The sequence below is a fragment of the Nocardia sp. NPDC052001 genome (assembly GCF_040680615.1).
In the GTDB taxonomy this organism is placed as follows: Bacteria; Actinomycetota; Actinomycetes; order Mycobacteriales; family Mycobacteriaceae; genus Nocardia.
Window position 1 is genome coordinate 452754 of the sequence record NZ_JBFAXC010000001.1, and the last position, 25314, is coordinate 478067.

At 68.1% G+C, this 25314-nt stretch carries 19 protein-coding genes; 10 read left to right on the top strand and 9 right to left on the bottom strand.

Features of this window, described 5'->3' with window-relative positions:
- Position 1: 1 nt before the first annotated feature.
- Both AB0L82_RS02120 and AB0L82_RS02125 read left to right on the top strand, forming a co-directional pair.
- The gene (locus AB0L82_RS02120; RefSeq protein WP_364629637.1) at positions 2-733 is read left to right on the top strand and encodes a glucose 1-dehydrogenase; all 732 of its coding nucleotides are present in this window, start codon (positions 2-4) and stop codon (positions 731-733) included.
- Positions 734-744: 11 nt separating this feature from the next.
- Positions 745-1560: an SDR family NAD(P)-dependent oxidoreductase gene (locus AB0L82_RS02125; protein ID WP_364629640.1), complete on the top strand. Its 816-nt coding sequence runs from the start codon at positions 745-747 to the stop codon at positions 1558-1560.
- A 101-nt stretch (positions 1561-1661) separates the two neighbouring features.
- Here AB0L82_RS02125 and AB0L82_RS02130 read toward each other — a convergent pair whose 3' ends face one another.
- Entirely contained in the window at positions 1662-3281 is a 1620-nt protein-coding gene (locus AB0L82_RS02130) for a FadD3 family acyl-CoA ligase (protein WP_364629643.1), read from the bottom strand.
- A gap of 255 nt (positions 3282-3536) precedes the next feature.
- On the opposite strand from AB0L82_RS02130, the gene AB0L82_RS02135 reads away from it, so the two are divergent.
- Positions 3537-5702 (top strand): pyruvate, phosphate dikinase, encoded by a 2166-nt coding sequence (locus AB0L82_RS02135; RefSeq protein WP_364629646.1) that lies wholly within the window; start codon positions 3537-3539, stop codon positions 5700-5702.
- Positions 5692-6471, top strand: a complete 780-nt coding sequence (locus AB0L82_RS02140) for a tyrosine-protein phosphatase (RefSeq protein WP_364629649.1) — start codon at positions 5692-5694, stop codon at positions 6469-6471. The genes AB0L82_RS02135 and AB0L82_RS02140 overlap by 11 nt, the downstream gene beginning before the upstream one ends.
- A 6-nt stretch (positions 6472-6477) precedes the next feature.
- On the opposite strand, the gene AB0L82_RS02145 is transcribed toward AB0L82_RS02140, so the two are convergent.
- On the bottom strand, positions 6478-7566 hold the full coding sequence (locus AB0L82_RS02145; RefSeq protein ID WP_364629652.1) for a winged helix DNA-binding domain-containing protein: 1089 nt from the start codon (positions 7564-7566) through the stop codon (positions 6478-6480).
- A 163-nt stretch (positions 7567-7729) separates the two neighbouring features.
- Here AB0L82_RS02145 and AB0L82_RS02150 point away from each other — a divergent pair, with 163 nt between their 5' ends.
- Together AB0L82_RS02150 and AB0L82_RS02155 are read left to right on the top strand one after the other, a co-directional pair.
- Positions 7730-8872, top strand: coding sequence for a DUF6236 family protein (locus AB0L82_RS02150; RefSeq protein ID WP_364629654.1), 1143 nt, complete (start codon positions 7730-7732; stop codon positions 8870-8872).
- A gap of 246 nt (positions 8873-9118) precedes the next feature.
- Positions 9119-10594 (top strand): FGGY-family carbohydrate kinase, encoded by a 1476-nt coding sequence (locus tag AB0L82_RS02155; protein WP_364629657.1) that lies wholly within the window; start codon positions 9119-9121, stop codon positions 10592-10594.
- A gap of 53 nt (positions 10595-10647) precedes the next feature.
- On the opposite strand, the gene AB0L82_RS02160 is transcribed toward AB0L82_RS02155, so the two are convergent.
- The gene (locus tag AB0L82_RS02160; RefSeq protein WP_364629659.1) at positions 10648-11511 is read right to left on the bottom strand and encodes an alpha/beta hydrolase; all 864 of its coding nucleotides are present in this window, start codon (positions 11509-11511) and stop codon (positions 10648-10650) included.
- 190 nt (positions 11512-11701) lie between these two features.
- Between AB0L82_RS02160 and AB0L82_RS02165 the strand changes: the two genes are divergently transcribed.
- Complete coding sequence (locus tag AB0L82_RS02165; protein ID WP_364629662.1) at positions 11702-11872, top strand: CopG family transcriptional regulator; 171 nt, start codon at positions 11702-11704, stop codon at positions 11870-11872.
- 3 nt (positions 11873-11875) lie between these two features.
- Here the strand turns inward: AB0L82_RS02165 and AB0L82_RS02170 are convergent, their stop codons facing one another.
- From AB0L82_RS02170 to AB0L82_RS02190, 5 genes are all read right to left on the bottom strand, one after another.
- Positions 11876-13264: an FGGY family carbohydrate kinase gene (locus AB0L82_RS02170; protein ID WP_364629665.1), complete on the bottom strand. Its 1389-nt coding sequence runs from the start codon at positions 13262-13264 to the stop codon at positions 11876-11878.
- A gap of 16 nt (positions 13265-13280) precedes the next feature.
- Complete coding sequence (locus AB0L82_RS02175) at positions 13281-14288, bottom strand: zinc-dependent alcohol dehydrogenase family protein (RefSeq protein ID WP_364629668.1); 1008 nt, start codon at positions 14286-14288, stop codon at positions 13281-13283.
- Between the two features lie 111 nt (positions 14289-14399).
- On the bottom strand, positions 14400-15404 hold the full coding sequence (locus AB0L82_RS02180) for a glycoside hydrolase family 172 protein (protein WP_364629671.1): 1005 nt from the start codon (positions 15402-15404) through the stop codon (positions 14400-14402).
- Positions 15405-15526: 122 nt separating this feature from the next.
- Positions 15527-16471: a tyrosine-protein phosphatase gene (locus tag AB0L82_RS02185; RefSeq protein WP_364629674.1), complete on the bottom strand. Its 945-nt coding sequence runs from the start codon at positions 16469-16471 to the stop codon at positions 15527-15529.
- Between the two features lie 69 nt (positions 16472-16540).
- Positions 16541-18934 (bottom strand): PEP-utilizing enzyme, encoded by a 2394-nt coding sequence (locus tag AB0L82_RS02190; protein ID WP_364629677.1) that lies wholly within the window; start codon positions 18932-18934, stop codon positions 16541-16543.
- 168 nt (positions 18935-19102) lie between these two features.
- Here AB0L82_RS02190 and AB0L82_RS02195 point away from each other — a divergent pair, with 168 nt between their 5' ends.
- Both AB0L82_RS02195 and AB0L82_RS02200 read left to right on the top strand, forming a co-directional pair.
- Positions 19103-20611: an FAD-dependent oxidoreductase gene (locus tag AB0L82_RS02195; RefSeq protein ID WP_364629680.1), complete on the top strand. Its 1509-nt coding sequence runs from the start codon at positions 19103-19105 to the stop codon at positions 20609-20611.
- A 69-nt stretch (positions 20612-20680) separates the two neighbouring features.
- On the top strand, positions 20681-22057 hold the full coding sequence (locus AB0L82_RS02200; RefSeq protein ID WP_364629683.1) for an acyl-CoA dehydrogenase family protein: 1377 nt from the start codon (positions 20681-20683) through the stop codon (positions 22055-22057).
- Here the strand turns inward: AB0L82_RS02200 and AB0L82_RS02205 are convergent, their stop codons facing one another.
- Positions 22058-23083, bottom strand: coding sequence for an ATP-grasp domain-containing protein (locus AB0L82_RS02205; RefSeq protein ID WP_364629686.1), 1026 nt, complete (start codon positions 23081-23083; stop codon positions 22058-22060).
- Positions 23084-23484: 401 nt separating this feature from the next.
- Between AB0L82_RS02205 and AB0L82_RS02210 the strand changes: the two genes are divergently transcribed.
- Positions 23485-25242 carry an alpha/beta hydrolase gene (locus tag AB0L82_RS02210; RefSeq protein ID WP_364629688.1) on the top strand — a complete coding sequence of 586 codons (1758 nt, stop codon included), beginning with the start codon at positions 23485-23487 and terminating at the stop codon, positions 25240-25242.
- Positions 25243-25314: the final 72 nt, after the last annotated feature.

The window sequence follows — 25314 nt, forward strand, 5'->3', positions numbered from 1 at the left end:
TATGGGACGCGTCGGCACCAAGAATGTGATCGTCACCGGCGGTGCGCGCGGTATGGGCGCGGCCTTCGCGCGCAAGCTCGCCGCCGAGGGGTCCAAGGTCGTCATCACCGATGTGCTCATCGAGGAGGGCGCGGCACTGGCCGCCGAACTCGGCGAGAACGCGCTGTTCCTGCCCCTGGACGTGACCGACGAGGCGGCCTGGAACGATGTGGCCGCCACCGCCGAGGAGCGATTCGGGCCGGTATCCGGACTGGTCAACAATGCGGGCATCGTGCACGTCGATCCGATCGAGAAGCTGTCCGAGGCGGACTACCGCAAGGTCATCGACGTGAATCAGGTCGGTGTCTTCCTGGGGATGAAGGCCGTGGTCGGCTCCATGCGTCGCGCGGGCGTCGGCTCGATCGTGAATATCTCCTCGACCGGCGGGCTGATCGGATACTCCAACATCCTGGGTTACGTCGCCTCGAAGTGGGCGGTGCGCGGCATGTCCAAGACCGCCGCCCAGGAATTCGCGGCCGACAATATCCGCGTCAATTCCGTGCACCCGGGCATTGTCGCCACCGAGATGGTCGCGACTTCCGAACGCTCCCAGTCGATTGCGGCCAAGCAGCCGATCGCGCGACCGGGTACCCCGGAGGAACTGGCCAATCTGGTCCTGTTTCTCATTTCCGACGAGTCCTCCTACAGCACCGGGTCGGAATTCATCGCCGACGGCGGCTTCACCACTCAGTAAAAGGAAACGCTATGAAGGACTTCCACGGCAAAGTCGCCGTCATCACCGGCGCCGGTGCCGGTATCGGCCGCGCCCTGGCCCTCGAACTCGCCCGGGGCGGAGCGCAATTGGCGCTCTCGGGCCGCAATATCGAGAGTGTCGCCGAGACCGCGGCACTGTGCGAGCAGGCCGGTGCGAAAGCCCGCGCCTACAAGTTGGACGTCACCGATCGCGCCGCGGTGTACGCGCACGCCGATGATGTGATCGCCGATTTCGGTAGGGTGAATATCGTCGTCAACAATGCCGGCGTCTCGCTGACCGCCAATGTCGAGGATGTCTCCTGGGACGACTTCGAGTGGATCTTCAATATCAATTTCTGGGGAACGGCCAACGGCACCAAGGCTTTCCTGTCACACGTCATCGCCTCCGGTGACGGGCATATCGCCAATGTGTCCTCCATGTTCGGCCTGGTGGCCTGCCCGAGCCAGAGCGGTTACAGCTCCTCGAAGTACGCCATGCACGCCTTCACCGACGCGCTGCGCCAGGAAATGATCATCGCGGGTCACAATGTCGGCGTCTCGTCGGTGCACCCGGGCATGATCAAGACCGAAATCGCCTGGAAGGCACGGGCTTCGGCCAACCGCGACCGCGACGCCCTGGCGTCGAACTTCGACAGCCTGGCCAAGACCTCGCCCGAACAGTGCGCGCGGATCATCGCCAACGGCATGAAGAAGAACAAGCCGCTCATCCTGATCGGCACCGACGCCAAGGCCATGAACTGGATGCGCCGCCTACTCGGCTCGGCCTACATGAAGCCCCTGACCGCGCAGATGCGCAAGGAGATCTGACACCGGCCATCAGCCCGGGCCGGTCTCCCGCAGCCCCGCACCCCACCCGGGTGCGGGGCTATCGGGGCATCCTCTGTCGCGATATTGCGGAAAGCGTTCGGTCAGGCGGGATTTCGCAGCTCGCCCTTGACGACCTTGCCGCCGGAATTGCGCGGCAGGCGTTCGGTGAAGACCACCTCGCGGGGGACCTTGTACCCCGCGAGGCGGGTGCGCGACCATTCGATGATGTCGGCCGGATCCGGATCGGCGTCATCGTTCGGTACGACCACCGCACGGCCCACCTCGCCGAGGCGGGGATCCGGCACGCCGATCACCGCTACGTCGTGAACGGCGGGGTGCTGCAACAGGACTCGTTCGATTTCGGCGGGGTAGGCATTGAAGCCGCCGACGATGAACATGTCCTTGAGACGATCGGTGATGCGCAGGTAGCCGTCCGGGGCGAGGGTGCCGACATCGCCGGTGTGCAGGTAGCCGCCGGGGTCGATGACGGCCGCGGTGGCCTGCGGATCGTCGAGGTAACCGCGCATGACATTGGGGCCCTTGACGATGATCTCACCGGGTTCGCCCGGTGCGGTATCCGCGCCGCTCTGGTCGACGATGCGGATCTCGGTGCCGGGCAGGGCTTTTCCGGCCGTATCGGAGAGCAGTTCGGCGGGGGCGTCGGGCGGGCAGATGGTGACCACGCCGATCGATTCGGTGAGGCCGTACGCGGTGAACACGTAGGGCACACCGAGATCGGTGCGGATTCGTTCCACCAGTTCGGCCGGTATGGGCGCGCCGCCGGTGCCCGCCAGCCGCAGCGAACCCAGCAGGAAGTCGCCGTGGTCGGCGCGCAGTAGATCGGTGAAGAGCGTTGGCGGACCGGCCAATACGGTGATCCGCTCATGTTCGATGAGCCGCAGCACGGCTTCGGCGTCGAAGCGTTCGATCGGGATCATGGTGGCGGTGCGCAGCAGGCAGGCGATGATGCCCGCCTTGTATCCGAAGGTGTGCGAGAACGGATTGACCAGCAGATATTTATCGCGCGGCCGCAGGGTCACCGCATCGGCCCAGAGCGCGAAAACCTCCAAAGTCTGCCGGTGCGTGGCCAATACGCCCTTCGGCGCGCCCGTGGTGCCGGAGGTGAACAGGATGTCGGAGATGGATTCCGGATCGATCTCCGCCCGGCGCTCGGTGATCGCGTCCGGCGGCACCACCGTGCCCGGCGCGAGAAAACCCGCCCAGGAACTGATATCCCAGTGCTCGGCCGCCGCGCCCAGGGCGTCGTCGAGCAGGATCAGATGTTCCAATGCCGGTAGCGGATAACCGGATTCGGCCAGCATCGCCGGATAGTCCAGGTCCAGGAATTCCTGCACCGTGCACACCGCCTTGGCCCCGCTGCGGGTCAGCACCTCGGCGGCCTCGGGTCCGCGCAACCGGGTGCTGATCGGCACCAGCGTCGCCCCCGCGCCCAGCATGCCCAGCGCGGTCACGATCCACCGCAGGCCATTGGGTGCCCACATGCCCACCCGATCCCCGGTCTCGATCCCCGAGGCGATCGCCGCCCGGGTCACCGCATCGACCTCCGCGGCCAGTTCGCCGAAGGTGAGCCGCCCCACGGGCCCCGCCACCGCCACCGCATCGGGATAGCGCCGCGCACGATCCGCGACCAGGGCGGGGATGGTCGAGACCGGGGCGTTCGCGGAGCCGCCGCCGATGGAGTCCGCATACCGCCGATCCATCCGCCCATCCTGCCGCACGCCCCCGCCCCCGATGCCCGTTTTCACAGTGCCATCCCGCTGACCGGCCGTGCCATCGATTCGTGTCGCCGTAGGGGGTTCCGGTGATCGGGATGCGGGTTGGGGGTGAGGGGGGTCGCGCGGCAGGCTCGGTGAAAGAGAGATTGCCGCAGCTGTTGGCGTGCGGTGTGGCCCGGCAGGCCGCCGGTGAGCGGCGAGCGCGGAGTGCTGATGAATTCAGAACATCGAAGGAGTGACATGACCGCCGGAGCGGAGCTTGCGCAGCGACCCGATGTGGCGGCCGACGCCGTGACCGTCGTCGAACTCGACGGCGCGGTCGAGCCGTCGCGGCAGCGGATCGGCGGCAAGGCGTGGAGCATCAATCACATGCGGGCCCTCGGGCTGCCGGTGCCGCCCGCGTTCGTGATCACCACGGCGGGCTGGGCCGATTACACCGAGCGCGGTGCGATCGCGGCGGAGATCTGGGAGCAGGTGCGAGCGGGCATCGCCGGGATCGAGCGCGGCACCGGCCGGCGGTTCGGATCCGCCGAGCGGCCGCTGCTGGTGTCGGTGCGCTCGGGCGCGGCCATCTCAATGCCCGGCATGATGGATACGGTGCTGAACCTCGGTATGACCGATGCCGTGCAGCGCGCCCTCGCCGAGGAGACCGGCAACCCCGGCTATGCCGATGACACGCGTGCGCGTTTCGTGCACCAGTACCGCGAAACCGTGCTCGGCGATGCGAACGGCACCGTGCCGGTCGATCCGTGGGAGCAGTTGCGCGGTGCCATCGAGGCGGTGTTCCGTTCGTGGGATTCCGCGCGCGCCAAGACCTATCGCCGTAATCGCGGCGTGCCGGACACCCTCGGCACCGCGGTCACCGTGCAGGCCATGGTGTTCGGCAATCTCGATGCCGAATCGGGCACCGGCGTGCTGTTCAGCCGCAACCCCAATACCGGCGACGGACCGGTCTACGGTGAATGGCTGGTCGGCGGCCAGGGCGAGGATGTGGTCTCCGGCCGCCTCACCCCGCGCCCGCTCGATGAGCTCGCCGCCACCCAGCCCGCCGTGCACGCACGCCTGATCGCCGCCACCGAATTGCTCGAGCGCGACGGCCGCGATATGCAGGACATCGAATTCACCGTGGAATCCGGAACACTCTGGATGCTGCAGTCCCGCGCCGCCAAGCGGTCCGCGCGAGCCGCGGTGCGCACCGCGGTCGCCATGGTGGCCGAGGGTCTGATCAGCGCCGATGAGGCCCTGGATCGCATCACCGCCGATCAGGTGCGCGAGGTGCTGCGCCCGGCCTCGGGTGACACCACAGGTCGCGAACCCCTCGCCCGCGGCGAATCCGCCTGTCCCGGTCTGGCTTCCGGTGTGGTCGTGACCGATCCCGACGAGGCCGAGACCCGCGCCGAAGCCGGTGAGGACGTCATCCTGGTGCGCCCGACCACCAGTCCGGACGATCTGCACGGCATGATCGCCGCCCGCGCCATCGTCACCGAATTGGGCGGCACCACATCGCATGCCGCGCTGGTGAGCCGCGAACTCGGCCGCCCGTGTGTGGTCGGCTGCGGTCCGGGCGTGGTGGCGGCGCTGGTCGGCCGCACGGTCACCGTCGATGGCGGGGCCGGACTCGTGCTGGACGGCGAGATCGTCGCCAAGCCGGTCGAACAGGTCATTCTCGCCGATGTCGCCCAGCTGGCCCAGTGGGCCGGCGTGCCGGACGATCAGCTCGCCCAGCGCCTCGAAGAGCGTGCCACCGGATCGGAACCCACCGAGCAGGAGCAGGTTTCGACCGCGCACGCCCCCATCACCGAACTGGCGCTGCTGCGTCTGGTCGGCATCAAGGGCCGCGTGAACGCCGACAATCTGGCGCTCAGCCTGTTCGCCGACGCGGCCGAAATCGCCACGCACTGCGCCGGTCTCGTGGACGCGGGCCTGTGCGCGAACACTCCCGCGGGTTTCCGCCTCACCCCCGAGGGCCGCCCCCGCCTGGAACAGCTCCTCACCGAGGAGCGCGGCACCGTCGACGCCGCCGCACTCACCGTCGCCTACGACGAATTCTGTGTCTATAACGCTGATCTCAAGGTCATCATCACCGACTGGCAGATGAAGGATCCGGCCACGGTCAACGATCACGCCGATACCGATTACGACGCGGCGGTGCTCGCCCGCCTGGCCGACACCCACCGCGCGTTGCGCCCCCTGGTACAGCGCCTGGGCACCCTCGCCCCGCGCCTGTCCCGCTACGCCGATCGCCTGGACCGCGCCGTCGAGCGCATCGCCGAAGGAGATCACACCTACGTGGCCCGCCCCATCATGGACAGCTACCACACCGTGTGGTTCGAACTGCACGAAGATCTGATCGGCCTGTGCGGCCTCACCCGCGCCGAGGAAGCGGCGGCCGGTCGTGCCCACTGATCCCGCGGCCGCCATGGCCGTTTCGCGCTGGATCGACTTCGCCGAGATCGACAATGTCCGCGATCTCGGCGGGCTCCCGGTCACCGGCGGCGGCACCACCCGTTACGGCGTCGTATTCCGTTCCAGCACCTTGCAGCAGGCCACCCCCGCGGACCTGGGGCAGCTCCTCGAACCCCTCGGCCTGCGCACCATCATCGATCTGCGCCTGCCCGACGAGGTGGAGCGGGAGGGTTACGGCCTGTTCGCCGACGCCGCGGTGCACATCGCCAACCTGCCGATCCGCAAGTCGCCCCAGTCCTCGCTGGCCGCACGGGATCTCGTCCCGGATAAAACCCGGGTCGACCTCACCGACCTCTACGGCCAGTTGCTGGCGGGCAGCGGTGAGCACATCGTCGCCGCCGTCCGGCTGATCATCGATCCGGAACGCCGCTCGCTGCTGTTCCATTGCGCCGCGGGCAAAGACCGCACCGGCGTCCTGGCCGCGATCCTGCTCGACGCGGCGGGTGTGCCCGCCGAGGTGATCGCCGCCGACTACGCCCTCACCAATGAGCGCATGCAGCGCGTCCGCGACCGCCTGGACGCCCTGCCCTCGTATGCGGGTCTGCCGCAGGCGAATACCGGCATCCTGGCCATCACCCCGCAGGTGATGCTCGGTTTCCTGGAGAACCTGTACGCCGATCACGGCGGCGCGGCGAAATGGCTGCTCGCGAACGGGCTTTCGGAGGAGGAGCTGGAATCCTTCCGCGCGGCCATGGTCGAACCCGCCTGACGCGCCCTATGCGGGGGTGATGCGGATTTCGCCGTTTCCGCCCGGGAGCACGACCGGCAACAGTTCCGCGGCGGCCGCGTATACCGCCGCTTCCTCGGCCGGGGTGAGGGGATGCCACGGCGTCACCCGCAGGGTGTCGCCGTCGAGATCCCAACGGCCGTGCACGAATCCGTCGACCAGGTACATCGGCACACCGCCCGAGGCGATCTTGGCGATGCGGGCGCGGTCGGCATCGCAGATCACCCGGCTGCGGTCCTTGTGGCCGAGCAGGGCATTGTCGAACGCGGGCAGGAAGCGGACGGGAACGGGCAGGTCCGCATCGGCCAGCGGGGCATCGGGCAGGTCGAAGAGTTCGCGGCCGGACTCATCGCGGAGTACGCGCAGGCGAGGCCGTAGCCGCTCCATCACCTCCGCCAGCTTGGTTGTGCCGGACCAGGATTGGACGTCCGCTACGGTGGCCGGGCCGAAGGCGGCCAGATAGCGCAGGATCATGGTGTCGGGAGCCGGGGCGTCCAGGGGCGCGCCCAGCCATTCCTCGGCGAGACTGATGGAGACGCGGCGGTTGCGCCACGCACCCCACGCGCCCGCCTCCGGGTTGTGCACGACGGGGGTGAGCAGGCCGAGCGCCGCGGGCAGGCGTTCCGGATACGGGGTGGGGAATCGTTCGGCCAGGGTGCGGCTGATCTCGGTGCGGGTCAGGGTGCGGCCGGTCAGGAGATTCCTTCCGGCGGTGCGCAACTCGGTGTGGTCGAGGTGTTCGACCGCCTCGCGGTAGTAGGCGAGCCGCAATTGGGATTCCACCGCGGGGCGGACGGTGGGGTAGAGCCAGCGGTAGTCCGCCGCCGTGGCCAGGTGCACCGTGCGGCGAATCATGGTGGCGCGCACGATGGTCCGATCCCGGAGCAGTGAATCCAGTTCGGCGGTGCGGAAATCGGTGAGCCGGGTCCACAGGCCGATGAACGGCCAGTTCGCCTCCTGACCCTGTACCGCCACCAGATGCCGGATGAGCTCGGCGGCGGGCATGGTGACCCGTTCGGTCAGCAGCTGGCGCGTCAGTAGGGTCCGGTTCAGGCGGCGCGGTGAGATCTCCGTCATGAATCCAGTGTCCAACCTAATTAGGTCAGCCTGTGTCCTAGCTCGACAGAAGTTTGCGGCCCGCATGCCGGCTGTGCATCTGCGAGTTCGAATGTGCTGGCGCGCAACGAGAGTCGCAAAGAATCTTGATCCGGCGAGTTCGATGAGCTGTCATGCTGGGTCGGTGTCGACGATTGCGCTGTACTACCCCCGGATGCGTTTTCAAAGCGAGGACTGGCTCAAGCTGGCCATGCTGACCTGGGACCAGGTGGGGCGGATACGGCCTCGACTGGCCATGGACGCCGACTCCGACCTGGTGCGGGAGCTGGCGGCGGAATCGGACTTCCTGTTCGACCTGGAGCCGACTGAGCGGGAACTGGACACGGTGGGCCGGGTGTTCGGTGAGATCGTCGAGCTGGGCGGTGCGAGCCTGCGCGAGCGCTTCTCGGTGGCGAGCGCCCCGCAAGCGCCCCGGCAACCGCACTCGGCGGGCCTGCGCGCCAGATATCCCGGGCTGACGTGGGTCTACGCGGGCGGCGCGGGCCGCAAGATGACGCATCACCTGTTGCTCTCGCTGGTCGACGCGGAATTGGCGATCGTCCGGGAGCAGGACGGTGCGACCCACGTCGGACTGCATCCGGCCTTCGCGCGCATCTATCTGACCGCCCTCGCGGACGCGGTGACCGAGAACGCCCTGCTCTCGCCGGTCACCGACGATCTGGATGCGCACAGCGCCGTCGGCACCCTGGACCGGCTCTATGAATTACTGCTGGTGAAGGGCGCGACCCGCCCCGCCATCGGCGATGTCGATCACGCGTACATGCACATCGCGGTCGAGGCGGTACTGCGGCCGGTGAATATCACCGAGGTGCCCGTCCGCCGATTGATCGACTTCCGCGAACGCCATGCCGCCGAATTGGCGGCCTTCCGAAAACACGTGGGCTCGCTCGCGGAAGAACTGGCGCGCATCGGCGCGATCGAGAATCCGGTGGCCGCACACGCGCATCTGCACAGCGTCTACCGCACCACCACCAAACCGCAGCTCGATGAACTACGCCGCGCCCTACACGGATTCGGGCTCGAATCCGGTACCGGCATGCTCGGTCTCAAGGTTGATCTCACGGGCGCGTCCGGCACCGTGGTCGGCGGCTTCGCCGCAGCGGCCGGACAACCGGTGGTGGCCGCGGCCGGACTGACCCTCACCATCGCCCCGTACGTGGCGGGCCGCCTCAAAGCCAGGCGCACACTGCGCGAACAATCCTCGGTGGCCTACCTGCTCGCCGTGGACCGCGATCTCGCGAGCCGATCCCTCTTCAAGCGCCGCTGAATCCCGTAGTCGATCTTCCGGATTCGGGCGTATGAGTCCCGGGGAACTGGGATTCTGAAGGGGAGTCGAGTGTCCACCCAGCGTGGGGAGGCAAGGCAATGGCCCGGATCGGCGTTATCAGCATTTGCGATGGTCGTGACCGCGTGCACGAGGAAATCGTCGGATTCATTCGTACGACCCGGGATCGGCGGGCGGCGTGCCAGTTGATCGGCGACAGCCCGGACGAATTCCGCAGGGCGGGCTGACATGCTGCTCGGCATCGATATCGGGACCTCGGGATCCAAGGGCGTACTCGTCGACCACGACGGCATGGTGACGCTGCGAGCCGAACGGCCGCACGGTGTTTCGACGCCCCGGCCCGGCTGGGTGGAACATGACGCGGAGACGGTGTGGTGGGCGGACTTCCTCGCCATCGCGCGCGAGCTGGTGGCGGCGTCCGGCGGGGCGCGGATCGACGGTATCGCGGTAAGCGGTATCGGGCCCTGCCTGCTACCCGCCGACCGCGACGGGCGGCCGTTGCGCCCGGCCATCCTCTACGGCGTCGACACCCGCGCTGGCATCGAAATCGAGGAACTGACAGCGGAATTGGGTGCGGACACGGTGCTGGAGCGCTGCGGTTCACCACTCACCAGTCAGGCCGTCGGACCGAAACTGCGCTGGCTGGCCCGGCATGAGCCGCAGGTCTGGAAACAAACCCGAATGCTGTTGATGGCCAGTTCATTCCTGGTGCATCGACTAACCGGGCGCTATGTGCTCGACCATCAATCGGCCAGTCAGTGCGTGCCCATGTACGACCTGATGGCTCGCACCTGGGCCACCGACTGGGCCGATTCGGTCGCCCCGGGCCTGCCGTTGCCCGAATTGGCCTGGCCCACCGAGATAGTCGGCCGCGTGACCCCGCAAGCCGCCGCGGTGACCGGACTTCCGGCCGGTCTGCCGGTCACCACCGGCACCATCGACGCCTGGGCCGAAGCCGCGGGGGTCGGCGTCCGCGCGCCCGGCGATGTCATGATCATGTACGGCACCACGCTGTTCCTCACCCAGGTGCTCACCGAGCCCAGCCCGCATCCGGGCCTGTGGACCACCTGCGGAACCTGGCCCGGCACATACACATCCGCCGCGGGCATGGCGACCTCGGGCGCGGTCACCGACTGGTTCCGCACCCTGTCCGGCGGCGAATTCACCGATCTGGTCGACGAGGCGGCGAACGTTCCACCCGGCAGCCGCGGTCTGCTGGTGCTGCCCTACTTCGCGGGCGAGCGCACCCCGCTCTTCGATCCCGACGCCCGCGGCATCATCGCGGGCCTGACCCTGACCCATCAGCGCGCCGATATCTACCGCGCGATCCTGGAGGGCATCGGCTACGGCGTTCGCCACAATCTCGAAGCCATGACCGTCGCGGGCGGTACGCCGACACGTTTGGTCGCGGTCGGCGGCGGCACCAAGGGCGGGCTGTGGACCCGGATCATCTCCGATATCACTGGTCTCCCACAGCAACTCCCCGCCGACACCATCGGCGCATCGCTCGGTGATGCCCTGGTGGCGGCGGAGGCCATCGGCCTGGATACCTCCGGCTGGAACCCGATCACCACCACCATCGAGCCGGATCCGGGTAATACGGCTCGATACGCGCCCTATTACCGCCACTACCGCAGCCTTTACGAATCCACCCGGGCCACCACGCATTTCCTCGCGGCCGAACAGCACCGCGCCGCCGGATGAATCGCTCGCGTCCGGCGGTGTGCCACAGGGTGATCCGGCGGGCACGATGGGAATCAGGCGGTGTGCGAGAGGATCTCGGGCACGACGGCATCCCAGGTGTGCGAGGGGAGGGTTTCGTGGCCGGTCCGCTCCAGCGGTACGAAGCGCGCGCCGGGAATCTCGGCCGCCAGGGCACGGCCGTGCTCGATCGGGAAGAGCGGATCCTCATCGCCGTGCAGCACCAGGGTGGGGATCGCGATGTCGCCGAGGCGATCTCGCCAGGGCTGCCCGGCGTCGATGAGATACGGATTGGTGAGCTGGGCGGCGATATTCGCCGCGCGGTCCACCACGAGCTCGGCTTGCGCGCGCTGTGCGGCGGTGTCGAACGGCCGGGAGCGCGCCGCGAACGGGCGCATACCCTCGACCAGATAGTCGACCACCGCATCGCGGTCGGCCCAGTCCGGAGCCGGTTCCTCGGCGGCGAAATACTTTGCCAGCTCCGGTGAGATACCGGGCAGATCCGATTGGGTATGGCCCGGACCGCCCGGTGTACCGGAGGCGATGGTGAGACTCGCGACGAGTTCGGGATGATCCAGCGTGAGCAGCTGCGCGACGGCCGAGCCCTGGGACATACCGACCAGATGCGCCCGCCCGATCCCGAGCTCCCGGATGAGCGCGGCGGTATCGGCCACCAGATCGTCCAGCCCGTAACCGGGTTCGCCCACCGGGAAGGTGGTCGAGCGCCCGGCATCGCGGCTGTCCACCCGCACGACATAGCGTCCGCCCGCCACCAGTCGCTCGACGAATCCCGGTTCCCACGCCAGTAGCGATTCCCCCGCACCGTGCAGCAGCACGATGGCCGGATCGCCCGGATCCCCGGCGCTCGCCACGCACAGGTCGACGTCGTTCACCCGGATGATCCGTTCGAGAGAACCCATGACCACTCCTCGATCTCGTTGCAGGTATGGGGGACAGTAGCTTTCACCACCGACAGGTTCGACCCTTTCGGCGTGCCCGCCCCGATGCGCCGCCGCCCCGGTTCCGATAGTTCAACCCCCGGTTACCCGCCGGTTGCGCCCGCGCTCGGATCGGCAGACAGGGCGGCCCGGAAGTGGTACAACTTGCGCCGTGGCATGGACGTTGCGGCTCAATGAGCAAGAAGAGGCTGCGCTACATGCGCAAGCGGCACTGGAGGGTAGATCCAAGCAGGAGATCACCCGGGACGCACTGCGCACCTATCTGGAGCGCCAGCGCACCTGGGAGGAATTCCTCTCCGACGATCCGGTGGTGTTCGGTTAGACCTCAGTTGTAGTAGGCGTCTCGAATGGTTGCGTAGCGTTCGCGGATCGCCGCGCCGGTGGCCGGTGTGGCGGTGTGGAATTCGGTGGCCTGCGGAATGGGCCAGCGCGGCGGGAGGGGTCCGCCGCGCAAAGCCCAGGCGGCCTGGCGGGCCGCGCCGATGGCCACGTATTCGCCCGGATGCGGCACCGCGACGGTGCGGCCGAAAATGGTGGCCGCCGCGTGTGCGATGAGGCGCGAGCGGGCGGCCCCGCCGATGAGCAGAATGCGCCGCGGGGTGGTGGGCAGCCGGTCGAAGGCATCGGCGATATTGCAGAGCATGCCCTCGATCGCGGCCCGCGCCAGATGATGCGGGCGCATGGTCGCCGGGCGCAGGCCGTGCAGGCTGCCGGTGGCGTCCGGCAGATTCGGCGTGCGCTCACCGGTGAGATAGGGGAGCAGGGTCAGCCCGTCCGCACCCGCCGGGGATTGTGCGGCAAGCACTTCCAGCCCGGAGATATCGGTGCCCAGCAGGGTCGCGGTGGCATCCAGGACGCGTGCGGCATTGAGCGTGCACACCAGCGGCAGGAACGCTCCGGTGGCGTCGGCGAAACCGTTCACGGCTCCGGTGGCATCGGCACTCGGCCGCATGGACCGGGTGAAGATGGTGCCGCTGGTTCCCAGTGACACCACCACATCACCGTCGGCGATACCCAATCCCAGTGCGGCGGCGGCATTGTCGCCGGTTCCGGCCGCGACCAGCCGCCCGCCCGGCGTATGCCCGGCCACCTCGGCCGGATCGAGCACCCGGGGCAGTCCGGGCGTGCGACCGCGTAAAGCCATGGCCAGCAGGTCGGTTCGATAGTGCCCGGTGGCGGGCGACCAGTACCCGGTCCCGGACGCCTCACCGCGATCGGTGGTCGGCTCCTCTTCCGGATGCCCGCCGCGCAACTGCCAGGTCAGATAGTCGTGCGGCAGCAGCACCCGCATCGTGCGATCCGCGAGTTCGGGTTCGTGATCGGCGAACCAGCGCAGTTTGGCCACGGTATGCGCGGCCAGCGGCACACTGCCCACCGCATCGGCCCACGCCTGCGGCCCGCCCAACTCCGATACCAACTGCGATGCCGCCTCGGCCGAGCGAGTGTCGTTCCACAGCAGCGCGTCCCGCACCGGCACGCCCGCCACGTCCACCGCGACCAGCCCGTGCTGCTGCCCCGCGACCGCGATGGCCTCCACATCCCGCATCATTCGATCGCAGGCCGAACGCAGCGCGTCCCACCACAGCGCTGGCGCTACCTCCGTGCCCTCCGGATGCGGTATCTGCCGCTGTCGCAACACCGTTCCGGTGTCGGCGTCGCACACCACAAGTGTGCAGGATTGCGTCGAAGAGTCCACTCCGGCAACGACCGTCATTGGCCCCTACCCGTTCCTATCGTGCCGCCCGTCCGGGATGCAGCTGGATTTTGCGGCCGGTGCCCGCGCGGAAAGTCCGCAGGGCATCACCGAATTCGTCGAGCGCGAAATCGTGGGTGATCATGGTTTCGGCGTCGATGACGCCTTCGCCGAGCAGATCCACGGCTCGCCCGAAACTGTGCAGGACCGCCATCGAACCGACAATGGTGATCTCGTCGTTGTACACGCGGAACGGGGAGATGACCGCGCGCGCGTCGGCCGCCGCGACCCCGAATTGCTGATAGGTGCCGCCGCGCCGCACCCGCGATAGGCCGTCCTCGATCGCGGCAATCGTTCCGCTGCAGTCGATGACGATCTCCCAGCCCTCCGGCCGATCCATATCGTCGGCGGAGACGGCGGCCGCGTCCGCGCCGAGCGTGCGCGCCACCGCGAGCCGATCGGCATTGGTATCGGCCATCGATACCGACGCCGCCCCGGCCGCGATCGCCAATTGCAGCATGAGCAGACCCATGGTGCCCGCACCGTAGATCAGATAGTGCGAGCCGAGTTGCCGTGGCAGCACATCGAATCCGTGCACCGCGCAGGAGAGCGGTTCCACCAGTGCGCCATGCGCGGCGGACAGATGCCCGGGCAGCCGATAACAGTTGGCGGTCGGCACTTTCACGTACTCGGCCATCGCGCCGTCGACGGTATCGCCGATGGCGCCCCAGTTCTCGCAGAGATTGCCGCGCCCGATCGCGCAGTAGTGACAGCGCCCGCAGAACAGCGAGGGATCGACGGCCACCCGATCACCCACGCGCACTCCGGCGGCGCCGGACCCGAGAGCTACGATCTCCCCGGCGAATTCGTGTCCCGGGATGATCGGATAGGGCGTCGGCGGGAATTGTCCCTCGACGATATGGATATCCGTACCACAAATCCCGACCGCATCGACTCGGACCACCGCTTCCCCCGCCCCCGGCGTGGGATCCGGCACAGTTTCGACCGAGAACTTCGCGGGCTTCTCGACCACTAACGCGCGCATACAAATACCATGCACCCGATCACCGCCCGGTCGGCGCGTTTTACCCAATAGCAATCACATCGTCGATCTCATTTCGTCCTGATTGCGGGCGGAATTAGGGGGATCGGGGGATCAACGGACCGATTGGTACCACAGTGCGGTGGTCGAAACATGGGCGTGTTCGAGTGGAAGATAGTGCCCGTCCTCGCGCCTGCCCAGTGCCTGCACGGTGGCCCGCAGACCGTGTTCGAAACAGATCGGATCGGGAATGTGCCAGCGGTACATGCCGAATCGCTGCTGCGGCTCGTAGATGCGATCGCGCGGCTGCACCTGCACCAGACCCAGATACGGTGTCGAGTAAGGCAGTTGCGCGCCGTTGAGATCGAAATTCCAAGCGCCGCCGAAATAATCCTCGGTACCGGTGCCGCAGATGGTCGGGAATTCGTCGTCGTCATCGAGATAGAACTTGAGCTCGCCCTCACCCCACCAGCCGGGCACGCGCGGTTCGATCGCCAAATAGGTGCCCACATAGCGGCCCGCCGCGCCCGCGACTTCCACGAGCGGATGCACCGCGGGGGAACCGAGCGGATCACTACAGCGCCAGCGCGCGTGCAGATATCCGGCGCTATCGGGTACGTCTTCTTCCAGATAGGTGATCTGGTAGTACACCGGCACCGTGCGTTCCGCGCCATTGTGCAGTGTGATGAGCGCGTGCGCGCCGAACGGCATGGGCCAGTAGCTGTTCAGACCGCCCGCCGGGGCCACCACGATCATCTGCGAATTGACCAGTGCCAGTTGCTCCCAGCCGTTGCAGAAGAAATCGCCCAGCGGCACCGCGATCGCGGCCTCGGGTGAGCCGTCCCAGTACACCTGAAGGGTGAAGTCCCGCAGCAGGGTGCGGTCGGTGGTGAGCCAGATATGCCGGATCACACCGGGTCCGGTGATATCGGCGAGCGTGACGGTTTGTCCGGGTTCGATATCGACCGAGGGCGAGACCTTCCAGCCGCGGCCCAGTCCGGCGGCTGCGTACGCCCCGGTTCCGGAGATGGCGCGCCCGCCCGCACCGGGCTCGCCGGTGGGGTTCTCCGCGCTGATCGAGCGGGTGCGCCGCCCGTCGAGCTGCCAGATCTCCTGCACCGTGCGAATTTTCGCACGTACCGGGGGCGCGTGTCCCGGACATGCGGTCTTCGGAGTGTCCCCGTCACACGCGAATGCCGGCGCCATCCCACACGTGGCGCCGGCATTCGGTGGTTCGGCGACTAGCTACCGAAGGACCCGGTGGAGATGCCACCCTTCTCGATCAGCTTGTCCTGCAGCAGCTTCACGGTCTGGGCATCGACGCCCAGGCCCTTGGCGATGAAATCGTTCATCGAACCGTAGGACGCCACGGCCTGGGTCAGCGCCGCGTCCAGGTAGTCCTGCTGCACACCCAGCACGGGCTCGAACAGGGTGCGGTCCTTGACCAGACCCTGGGCGACCAGCGCGCCCAGGGTGGCCTTGTTGCTGCCCGCCAGGCGATCGTTGGACAGCAGGAAGTTGCTGTTGATCTGCGCCTGCGGGGTGCCCAGGATATTCATCAGGAACGCGGTCATCAGACCGGTGCGGTCCTTACCGGCGGTGCAGTGGTACAGCACGCCGCCGGAGGTGGTGGCGATCTCCTGCAGCGCCTGACCGAACTGACCGCGTGAGGTGGCGTCGGTGATCATCCACCTGTAGTAGTCACGCATGTACTGCGCGCCCTTGCCATCGCCGAGCGCGGCCTGCTGCGCGTCCGGGCCGCCCTGGACGAGCTTGCCGAAGAACACGTAGAAATCGTTGGCCGGATCGTAGACGGGCAGCTTCAGGCCGGTGATCCCGGCGGGTAGCGGCTTATCCGGATTGGCGCCGCTCTCGGTCGGGCTGCGGAAGTCGATCACCTTGGTGATGCCCGCGGCGGTCAGGGTCGACAGATCGGCGTCGGTGAGCCGGTTCAGCGCGTCGGCGCGGAACACCAGGCCCGCCTTGATCTTGCCGTTCTGCGCGGTCACGCCGCCGATGTCACGGGCATTGGGTGCGGCCTGGAGTTTGAAGTCCACACCGATCGGGGCCTGCTGCGCGATCGCGATCGGGGCCGCCGTCGCGGGGGTCATCGCGATCGGGAAGACGGTGATCAGCGCGGCGGCTACACCTGTCAGGGTGCCGCGTACTGCGCGCGAAATCGTCACTATCGATTTTCCTTTCCATCACGAGCCGGACAGTGGGTATCCGGCCCGGGTTCATGGGCCCGCGCGCGGCTATTCGGCGTCGGTGAGCAGGGTGATGGTGCCCGCCGCCCCGTCGACCCGCACCCGCTGTCCGTCCTTCAGGCTGGTGCTGGCGGTCTTGGTGTCGACCACGCAGGGCACGCCGAATTCGCGGGCCACGATCGCGGCATGCGATGCGGCGCCGCCGATATCGGTGACCACCGCGCCCGCGTAGCCGAACATGGCGGTGTGGCCGGTATCGGTGACGGCGGCGACCAGGATGTCGCCGGGCTCGATATCGTCATCCAGCGACAGCACCTTCTTGACCACGCCCTCCACCACGCCGGGGCTCACCCCGAGACCGGTGAGGGTCTCACCGACCGGCAGCGCGCCGGAGATCTCCTCGGGCTCCCAGACGCCATTGATGACATCGGGCATGCGCAGACCCTGGAACTTGATCCGCTCCGCGCGGCGGCGAGCCACCCGCTCCTTCAGATCGGTGGGGGCCCAGAGGATTTCATCGAGGGTGAGGAAGGCCGAATCCTCGATTGCGGTGAGCTTGCCCGCCTGGATCAGGCGCGCCGCGCGCTCCTGGGTGACCAGGCGCAGGCAATTGGTAACCCGCACAACGGCATCGCGGGCGCGCTCGCGGTAGACGGTCGCGCCGACCGCCATCTTGGCGGTGCGGCCGGTCGGATCTGCGACCGGTTCCCGGTGCGGCGCGGGCATTTCCGCGGCGCGACCGGCGGCGGTCACCAGCAGTTCGGGGCGATCGCCGAAGGTGGCGTTGATGAGTTCGCACTCACCCGGGCCGCGGTGTCCGATCCGGGCCAGCTCCTGATCCAGGGCCTTGGCGAACTCCGGCGACTTCTCCCGGGCCGCACCCACATCACCGCTCTTGGCGATGTTCTGGAGTCCGGAATCCTTGCGGCACAGGGCCGCCAGGCGTTCCACGGCCAACATGGTCTTGGCCGACTCGAGGCGCTCCAGATTGATCTTCACCTCGCCCTTGTGCGCGGCGGTAGCGGCCCCGGTCATCATGACGCCGATGGAGGCGGCCTGCCACGCCTGGTTCAGGCGGTCCCGCCACAGCAGCGCGCGGGCGTGCAGCTGTTCATCGGTGAGCTCGGAAATACGGTCGCGGTCAAGGGCTTCCGCGTGCGAGGCGGCGTTGATCAGCTCCGCGGTCTTGCGGAAACTCAGCGCGGTCGCGCCGACTCGGCCCAGTGCCTTGAAGGTGCCCAGGCGAGCGGAGAATCCGCTCGCCATGGCCGGGCGGCCCTTGGGGTGCAGTTCCACATCGCCGATGGCGCCGTAGACATCGCGGCGCACGCTCTCCTCATCCCAGCCCGGCATATTCTCCGCGGAGAACACGCCGATGGAGGCGTTGATGTACATATTGTGGCCCATGACGCCGGTCACCCGGGACACCCAATGTTCCAGTGCCACACCCTCGATGGCGATCATATGGCCCATCGCCTCATTGCCCAGGCGGATCGCGCCCGCCTGCAGATCGATGGTGAGCGGGGTGAGCGGACCGGGCAGCGCCTCGGAGGTGTTGGTGGCGGTGAAGACCGGGATGCGGTCGTCCATCAGATCGTCGAACTCGCCCTGAAGTCCTTCGGGGGCAGAGGTTTTCAGCTGGTAGCCGTCCGAGGTGGGTGCGTTCTGCGGCACCACGTGCGCGGGCAGCGGAATCGCGCCGCGCCGGTTCCGGATGCCGGAGCCGGAGGCTTTGCGCCCGTGCAGACCGCGCACCACATCGGCGACCGTCTCGCGGGCGGTCCAGCCGTACCGGAAACCCCACTCCTCACGGGCGGCGACGGTATCGACCGGGGTGCGGTTCGCGGCCGAACGGGGCAGCCACGCGGAGTATTTGACGCCTTCATCGGCGAGCGCCTTGCGCACGTCATCGCCGGAGACCTCGCCGGGAGCGGCCAGGCCGACGGTGCCGGTGCGCTGGGAGAGCGCGGCCAGCACCAGGAAGCGCTCCAGATCGTCATAGTGCAGCACCTGCAATGCGGCATTGCCGCGCGCACCGGCCAGATTCTCCAGCGCGCGCCAGCTGCCGCCGTCGATGCGGCGACCGGCGACCAGGGCGGTACGCACGATCACCGCGTCCACGCCGCTACCGGCCACGATCCGCTCGACCGACGAATCCGAGCCCGCCGCAACGGGAATCACCAGGCGCGCACCGGTGGCCTGCGCGGCCGCGACGATTCCGGCGACCGCGCGGCCCGCCAGATGCACCACGGCGTCCGCACCGGCGGCGGCGCGGGCGCACACCTGCGCATCGGACAGATCGCCGACGATCACCTCGACGCGCGGGTCCACGTAGCGGTTGCGCTGCCGGTCCAGGCCGACGACCTCGTGCCCGGCGGCCAGCAGCATGCGCGCCACAGACCGTCCGCTGGGCTCGGTGACTCCGGTGACCAGAATCCGCATTGACTCTCCTCCAACTCGTGCGGCGACCCCAACCACAGTGACGCCGTTCACACACCATCCCCAGTGCGCTGCCCCGGGACCGGTCACAGTCCCGGTCAACGGGATAGACGAGTCGGTGAGCAAGATGGGGCGCTATGTCCGACCGGTCCGAGCGGGCACCGTGCAGGCATGACAGCGCGCAATTCGGTCACGCCCCGGGCGGCCGGCGAGGTGAGCAACTACGACATCGAGACCGATGTACTGGTCATCGGCTACGGCGCGGCCGGTGCGAGCGCCGCGTTCGAAGCGGCGCGCACCGGTGCGCGGGTGCTCATCCTGGACCGCTCCGGCGGCGCGGGCGGGGCCTCGGCCATGTCCGGCGGTGAGATCTACCTCGGCGGAGGCACCCCGATCCAGGTGGCCTGCGGTTTCGACGACACCCCGGAGGCGATGGCGGCCTTCCTGAAAGCCGCCATGGGCGCGGGCGCGGACACCGCCAAGATCGACGAGTACAGCGCGGGCAGCGTCGAGCATTTCCACTGGCTGGTGGATCGCGGCGTGCCCTTCAAGCCGACCATGTGGGACGCGCCCACCTGGGTGCCGCCGACCGATGACGGGCTCATGTGGCTGGGCGAGAACAGTTGGCCCTTCACCGAATCGGCCGCACCCGCCCCGCGCGGGCACCGGCCCACCGCCGCGAACTTCGGCGGCAAGCTCCTGATGGAATGCCTGTCCGGCGCGGCCGAATCCGCCGGTGCCACGGCGCTTTTCGACACCCAGGCCACCACGCTGATCGTCGGCGACGACGGCGTGGTCGCGGGTGTGGTCGCGCGGCAGTACGGCAGGGAGATCACCATCCGCGCCCATCGCGGTGTCGTCCTGACCACCGGTGGGTTCGTCGATAACGACGCCATGCTCACCGCGCACGCCCCGGAACTGCTGGGCCACACCAAGGTCAGCGCGGGCACCGATGACGGCAGCGGCATCCGCATGGCCCAGGCGCTCGGCGCGGCCGTGCGTCATATGTCCTCCGGCCAGGTCGGCATGTCCCTGATCCCGGGGCTCGCGGCGCGCGGCATGGTCGTCAACGCGCGCGGTCAGCGCTTCATCAATGAGGACACCTATCCGGGCCGCATCGGCCAGGCCGCGCTCTACCGCAACAATATGGGCGGCGCGTGGGCGGGCGGCGATTCGGCGGTCTGGGTGATCGTCGACGAACAGGGCTTCGAGGACGTCCCCGAACCCCAGCGCTGGGGCGTACAGCCCACCCATGTCGCCGAAACTCCCGCCGAGCTCGAACAACTCACCGGCCTGCCGACCGGCTCGCTGACGGCCACCATTGCCCGCTACAACGAATCCGCTTCGGCCGGAAAGGATCTCGATCTGCACAAGGCGTCACGCTGGCTGCGGCCGTTGACCGCGCCGCTGGCCGCGATCGATGTGAAGGCCGGTATCCGCCCGCCCGCCGAGGCTGGTGACCGGCGCGGCACCGGGGCCTCGGTCTTCACCCTCGGCGGCCTGCACACCGACCTCGACGGCCACGTCCTGGACCTGAACGGCGACCGCATCCCCGGATTGTTCGCGGCGGGCCGGGCCGCCAACGGCCTGCACGGCTTCGGGTACATCTCCGGCACCTCCCTGGGGGACGGCACCTTCTTCGGCCGCCGCGCCGGAACCGCCGCCGCTCGCACCGAATAACTCGCGGGCGGCTTCCGCGCAATCGCGGAGCGGGGGTGTTGATCGCCCGCGCCCGGGTATCGCCGGTGTGTGAGCTTCGATCTGACACCGACGGCCGCGCAGCACGATCTGGCCAAGCGGACACACGTATTCGCGGAGGAGGTCGTGCGGCCGGTGGCGGCGCGGTACGACCGGGAGCAGGAATTCCCCTGGGAGGTCTTACAGGAGGCGGCCGAGCGGGGGTTCTACAGTCCGCTGTTCTATCGGGATCTCATCGGGGATCCCACCGGACTGTCGCTGCCGATTTTCATGGAGGAGCTGTGCTGGGGCTGTGCGGGCATCGGATTGGCGATTGTGATGCCCGCGCTGGCTCTCTCCGCCATCGGCCGGGCCGCCACCCCCGAGCAGATGTTGCGGTGGGCGCCCGAATGTTTCGGCACACCGGGGGATTTGAAGCTCGCGGCACTGGCGATCTCCGAACCGGAGGGCGGCAGCGATGTGCGCAATCTGCGCACCAGAGCCGTTCGCGACGGTGACGACTGGATCATCCACGGGCACAAGATGTGGATCGGCAACGGCGGTATCGCCGATGTGCACGTGGTGAACGCGGTGGTCGATGAGGAACTGGGACATCGCGGGCAGGCGCTGTTCATCGTCCCCGGTGGCACGCCCGGCCTCGAGATGGTGCGCAAGCTCGACAAACTGGGGTGCCGGGCCTCGCATACGGCGGAGTTGACCTTCACCGGCGTGCGCGTACCCGGGGAGAATCTGCTCGGGGGAGCGGACAAGCTCGAACATGTGCTCGCCAAACGGCGCGAGGCGGTCCGGGGCGGCGGCTCCGGCTCGGTGACACTGGGGACCTTCGAGCAGACGCGCCCCATGGTGGCCGCGCAGGCCATCGGAATCGCCAGGGCCGCAATCGAATACATGACCGCCTATGCCACGCGCCGGGAAGCCTTCGGCGGGCCGATCATCGATAACCAGGGAATCGCTTTCCCCATCGCGGATCTGGCCACGCAGCTCGATGCCGCGCGTTTGCTGACCTGGCGGGCGTCGTGGATGGCCGCCCAGGGGGTGCCGTTCGAACGCGGTGAGGGCTCGATGTCCAAGCTGGCGGCCAGTGAACTCGCGGTGCGGGCCACCGAGCGAGCCATTCAAACCCTCGGCGGCTGGGGGTACATCACCGACCATCCGGTCGAGAAATGGTATCGAGATGCCAAGCTGTACACCATCTTCGAGGGCACCAGCGAGATTCAGCGCATGGTGATCTCGCATGCGCTGGGCGCGGCCGAGGGCAGGCCGCCGCTGCACATTGACCTGGAACCCTCGGGCGGACCGCTGAACCGCGTATTCGGCCGCGGCACGCCGGTGCGCACCAGGGCCGCCGCGGCCGCGCTGAATATGCGCGACCGCGTTCCGGAGCCGGTCAAGCAGGCCGCCCTGCGGATCTTGCGCCCGCCGCGCTGATCACCTGATGACGACCAGCGAGGTCGGCGACGGATCCGGGACGGCGGGCTCGGGCGTGACCTCCATGACGGCTTCGGCGACAGCGAGCCGCACATTCAGTCGCGGTGGATTACGCAGACCCGAATCACCTTGCAGCAGTAGGCGAACTGCCGCCCACGGCATGTTGACATCGGCGAACGCGGTCTGGAACAGCCCCGCCGATGGTCGTGGATTGGCCTCCAGCAGAACGGGTTTGCCCTTGTGGAACCGCAATTGCACATTGGTCAGATAGGCCAGTTCGAAATGTTCGACCAGCCTGCGCGCGATGGCGACCGCCTCCGGATCCTCCAGCAGCATGCGGAACCGCCCCTGTTTGGAACGCGGAATGCCAACCAGCAGTTCACCTCCCGGTGCGGACAGGCAGTCGATGCTGATCTCCGGCCCGTCCAGGAACGGCATGACGAGCAATTCCGGGACGCGCTCGCCCAGATCGGCGGCGCGTCGCATGGCATCGGCGACCGCCGCGACCGAGGCCGTCGGCATGGGCGGGGCCAGCAGATCCGCCATGCTCAACGGCCGATCCTGCAGCATGCGGAAGCCGAAGGCCGAATACTCGCCGCTGGGCTTGACGCAGAGCGACTCATCGGTGAGCGAGAGCTCCTCGACGGCCGCCAGCAAGCCCTCCGCATCGTCCACCGCCCGCCACGGCGGCACGGGAATGCCTGCCGCACCGGCGGATTCGTAGGTGGAGACCTTATTGGTCAGCACCTGCACCGCCGCCGGCGGCGAACACATCAGGCTGGTGCCGATCGCGGCGAAGTCCGCGCTGCGGCCCGCGAGCGCGGTGAGCCGGCGCGGCGGGATGAGCACATCGATTCCGTGTTCGCGGCAGAAATCCAGCGCGAACTCGGCGTACTCGTCATCCCCGACATGCCGCGGTTCGACGACCGGCACATCGCAGACCGAGAGCGCGACCGCTCCCGGATCCACGTTTCCGGCGTATATGGTGACATCGACCCCATCGGGGTTTCCTCGTAGCAAACGCATTACCTGGGCGCTGACAGCCCCGGCACTGCTCAGCCAAATCCGAAGCGTTATAGCAACGCTCCTCTCTACTTCTACTGCGGCCGAGCGGTGCGAACCTTGGCGCGATCGGGTGGTGCGCGGATCGTAGCCCGGTTCGGTGACGATCGGATTTCGGCGAGAAAGACCCCCGGTTTCCCTGCCGCTCGACATCTGCCGAATGCCTGCGGGCGAAACCAACCTCTGCGCGAGCACGCTACTACGAACGGTGCTGGTCCGCCTTCCGGCGCGGCCCGGGCGGCCGGATCGAAATCGATTCGGTATCAACACATTTGGATCGAGGTCCGATCGCCCGCACGGAGGCCGTCCGAGGACCCGGCGTGTCGTGTAGCCGGAGAATTGCCGGGGGCGGGAAGACTCGGGGTATGACTACCGAGCCACGGCAGGGCGAGTCGGTGCCCACGCGGATCTGGGGCTGGCTGCGGGCGGCCGAACACGCGGTCCGGCCGAACTATGCCGGGGTGGTGGTGGCCGCCATCTTCTTCGCATGGTCGGTATCGCCCTCGCTGCTGCCGCGTGAGTGGATCTTCCAGGGGCTGGTGAGCGGGATCAGCGCGGTCATCGGGTACGGGGTGGGATGCGTACTGGATTGGGCGTTCCGCAAATGGGTGTGGCCGCGCCTGCCCGCCGCGTGGCGCGAGCGGGCCGGGCGATGGCAGCCCTCGGACCGGGCGCGGCAGATCACCAAGCTCGTCATCGTGGTGGGCGCGGCCGTCGGGGCGGCGGCGGTGCTGGCGCGCTCGGCCCGCTGGCAGCGCGACCTCGAGGTGCTGATGGGTATGGCTCCGACCAACACCTCGAGCTATCTGCGCACCGAACTCGTGGCGGCGGCGACCGTGGCGCTGGTGATCGGTGCGTATCGCGCGGTGCGATGGCTGTTCCGGCTGCTGATCCGGGTGCTCAATATCGATTGGCGGATTCCGCGCGGTATCGCGGTGCCGGGCGCGGTGGTGGTGATCGCGGTGCTCTCGGTGCTGCTGTTCCAGGGCGTGCTGGCGAAAGCCTTTTTCTCCGTGGCGAATTCGGCGTTCAGCGTGCGCAACAGCAATACCTCTCCCGCGGCGGTGCAACCGCAGTTGCCGGAGCGGTCGGGGAGTCCGCAATCGCTCGCGCCGTGGAATACCCTCGGCTCGGAGGGGCGCTGGTTCGTGTCCTATGTTCCGACCGCGCAGCGCATCGCCGAGGTGACGGGAAAGCCTGCGCGCGAACCGATTCGGGTGTACGCCGGGTTGGAATCGGCGGAGACCGAAGAGGACATCGCGAACCTGGTGGTCAAGGAACTCGATCGCACCGATGCCTGGGATCGTCAGGCGCTGGTGGTGGTGACGACCACCGGCACCGGCTGGGTGGATTCCACCACCGCCGCCTCCATCGAATACATGTACGGCGGGGACAGCGCGATCGCCGCGACGCAGTACTCGTATCTGCCGAGTGTGCTGTCATTCCTGTCGGATAAGGAGAAGGCCGCCAATGCCGGGCGGCTGGTGGTGCACGCGGTGCACGAGCGCTGGGCGCAACTGCCGCCGGACCATCGGCCCAAACTGCTGATCTACGGCGAGAGCCTGGGCTCGCAGGGCTCCGAGGCCGCGTTCACCGGACTCGATGACATTCGCACCCTGGTCGACGGCGTGCTCTGGGTCGGACCGCCGAATTCGAATCGGCTGTGGACGCAGATCACCGAACGCCGCGATCCCGGCACCCCCGAAATCCTGCCCATCTACGCGGATGGCCTGGTGGTCCGCTTCGGTGCGACCGCCGCTGACCTCGAACGCCCCGACCGGCAATGGCTCTCGCCCCGCGTGGTCTATCTTCAGCACGCCTCGGACCCCATCGTCTGGTGGTCACCGGATCTGCTCTTCACGCAGCCCGATTGGCTGAAGGAACCCCGCGGTTCGGATGTCTCCAAATCCATCCGCTGGTGGCCCGTCGTCACCTTCTGGCAGATCAGCGCCGACCTGGCCCACGCCCAGAAGGTCCCATCGGGCCACGGCCACCGCTACGGCACCACCGTCCTGGACGGCTGGGCCGCGGTAACCCAACCCGCCGACTGGACCCCCGACCGCGTGCAGCGCATCCGCCAAGCCCTCGACGAAGACATCACCTGGGAGTACGCCCACAAATAGTGCGAAGCGGTGTGGCATTTACCTGCCGCCGATTCCGTTGACCGGGACTTTTCGACTCGGCATAGTGTCGCG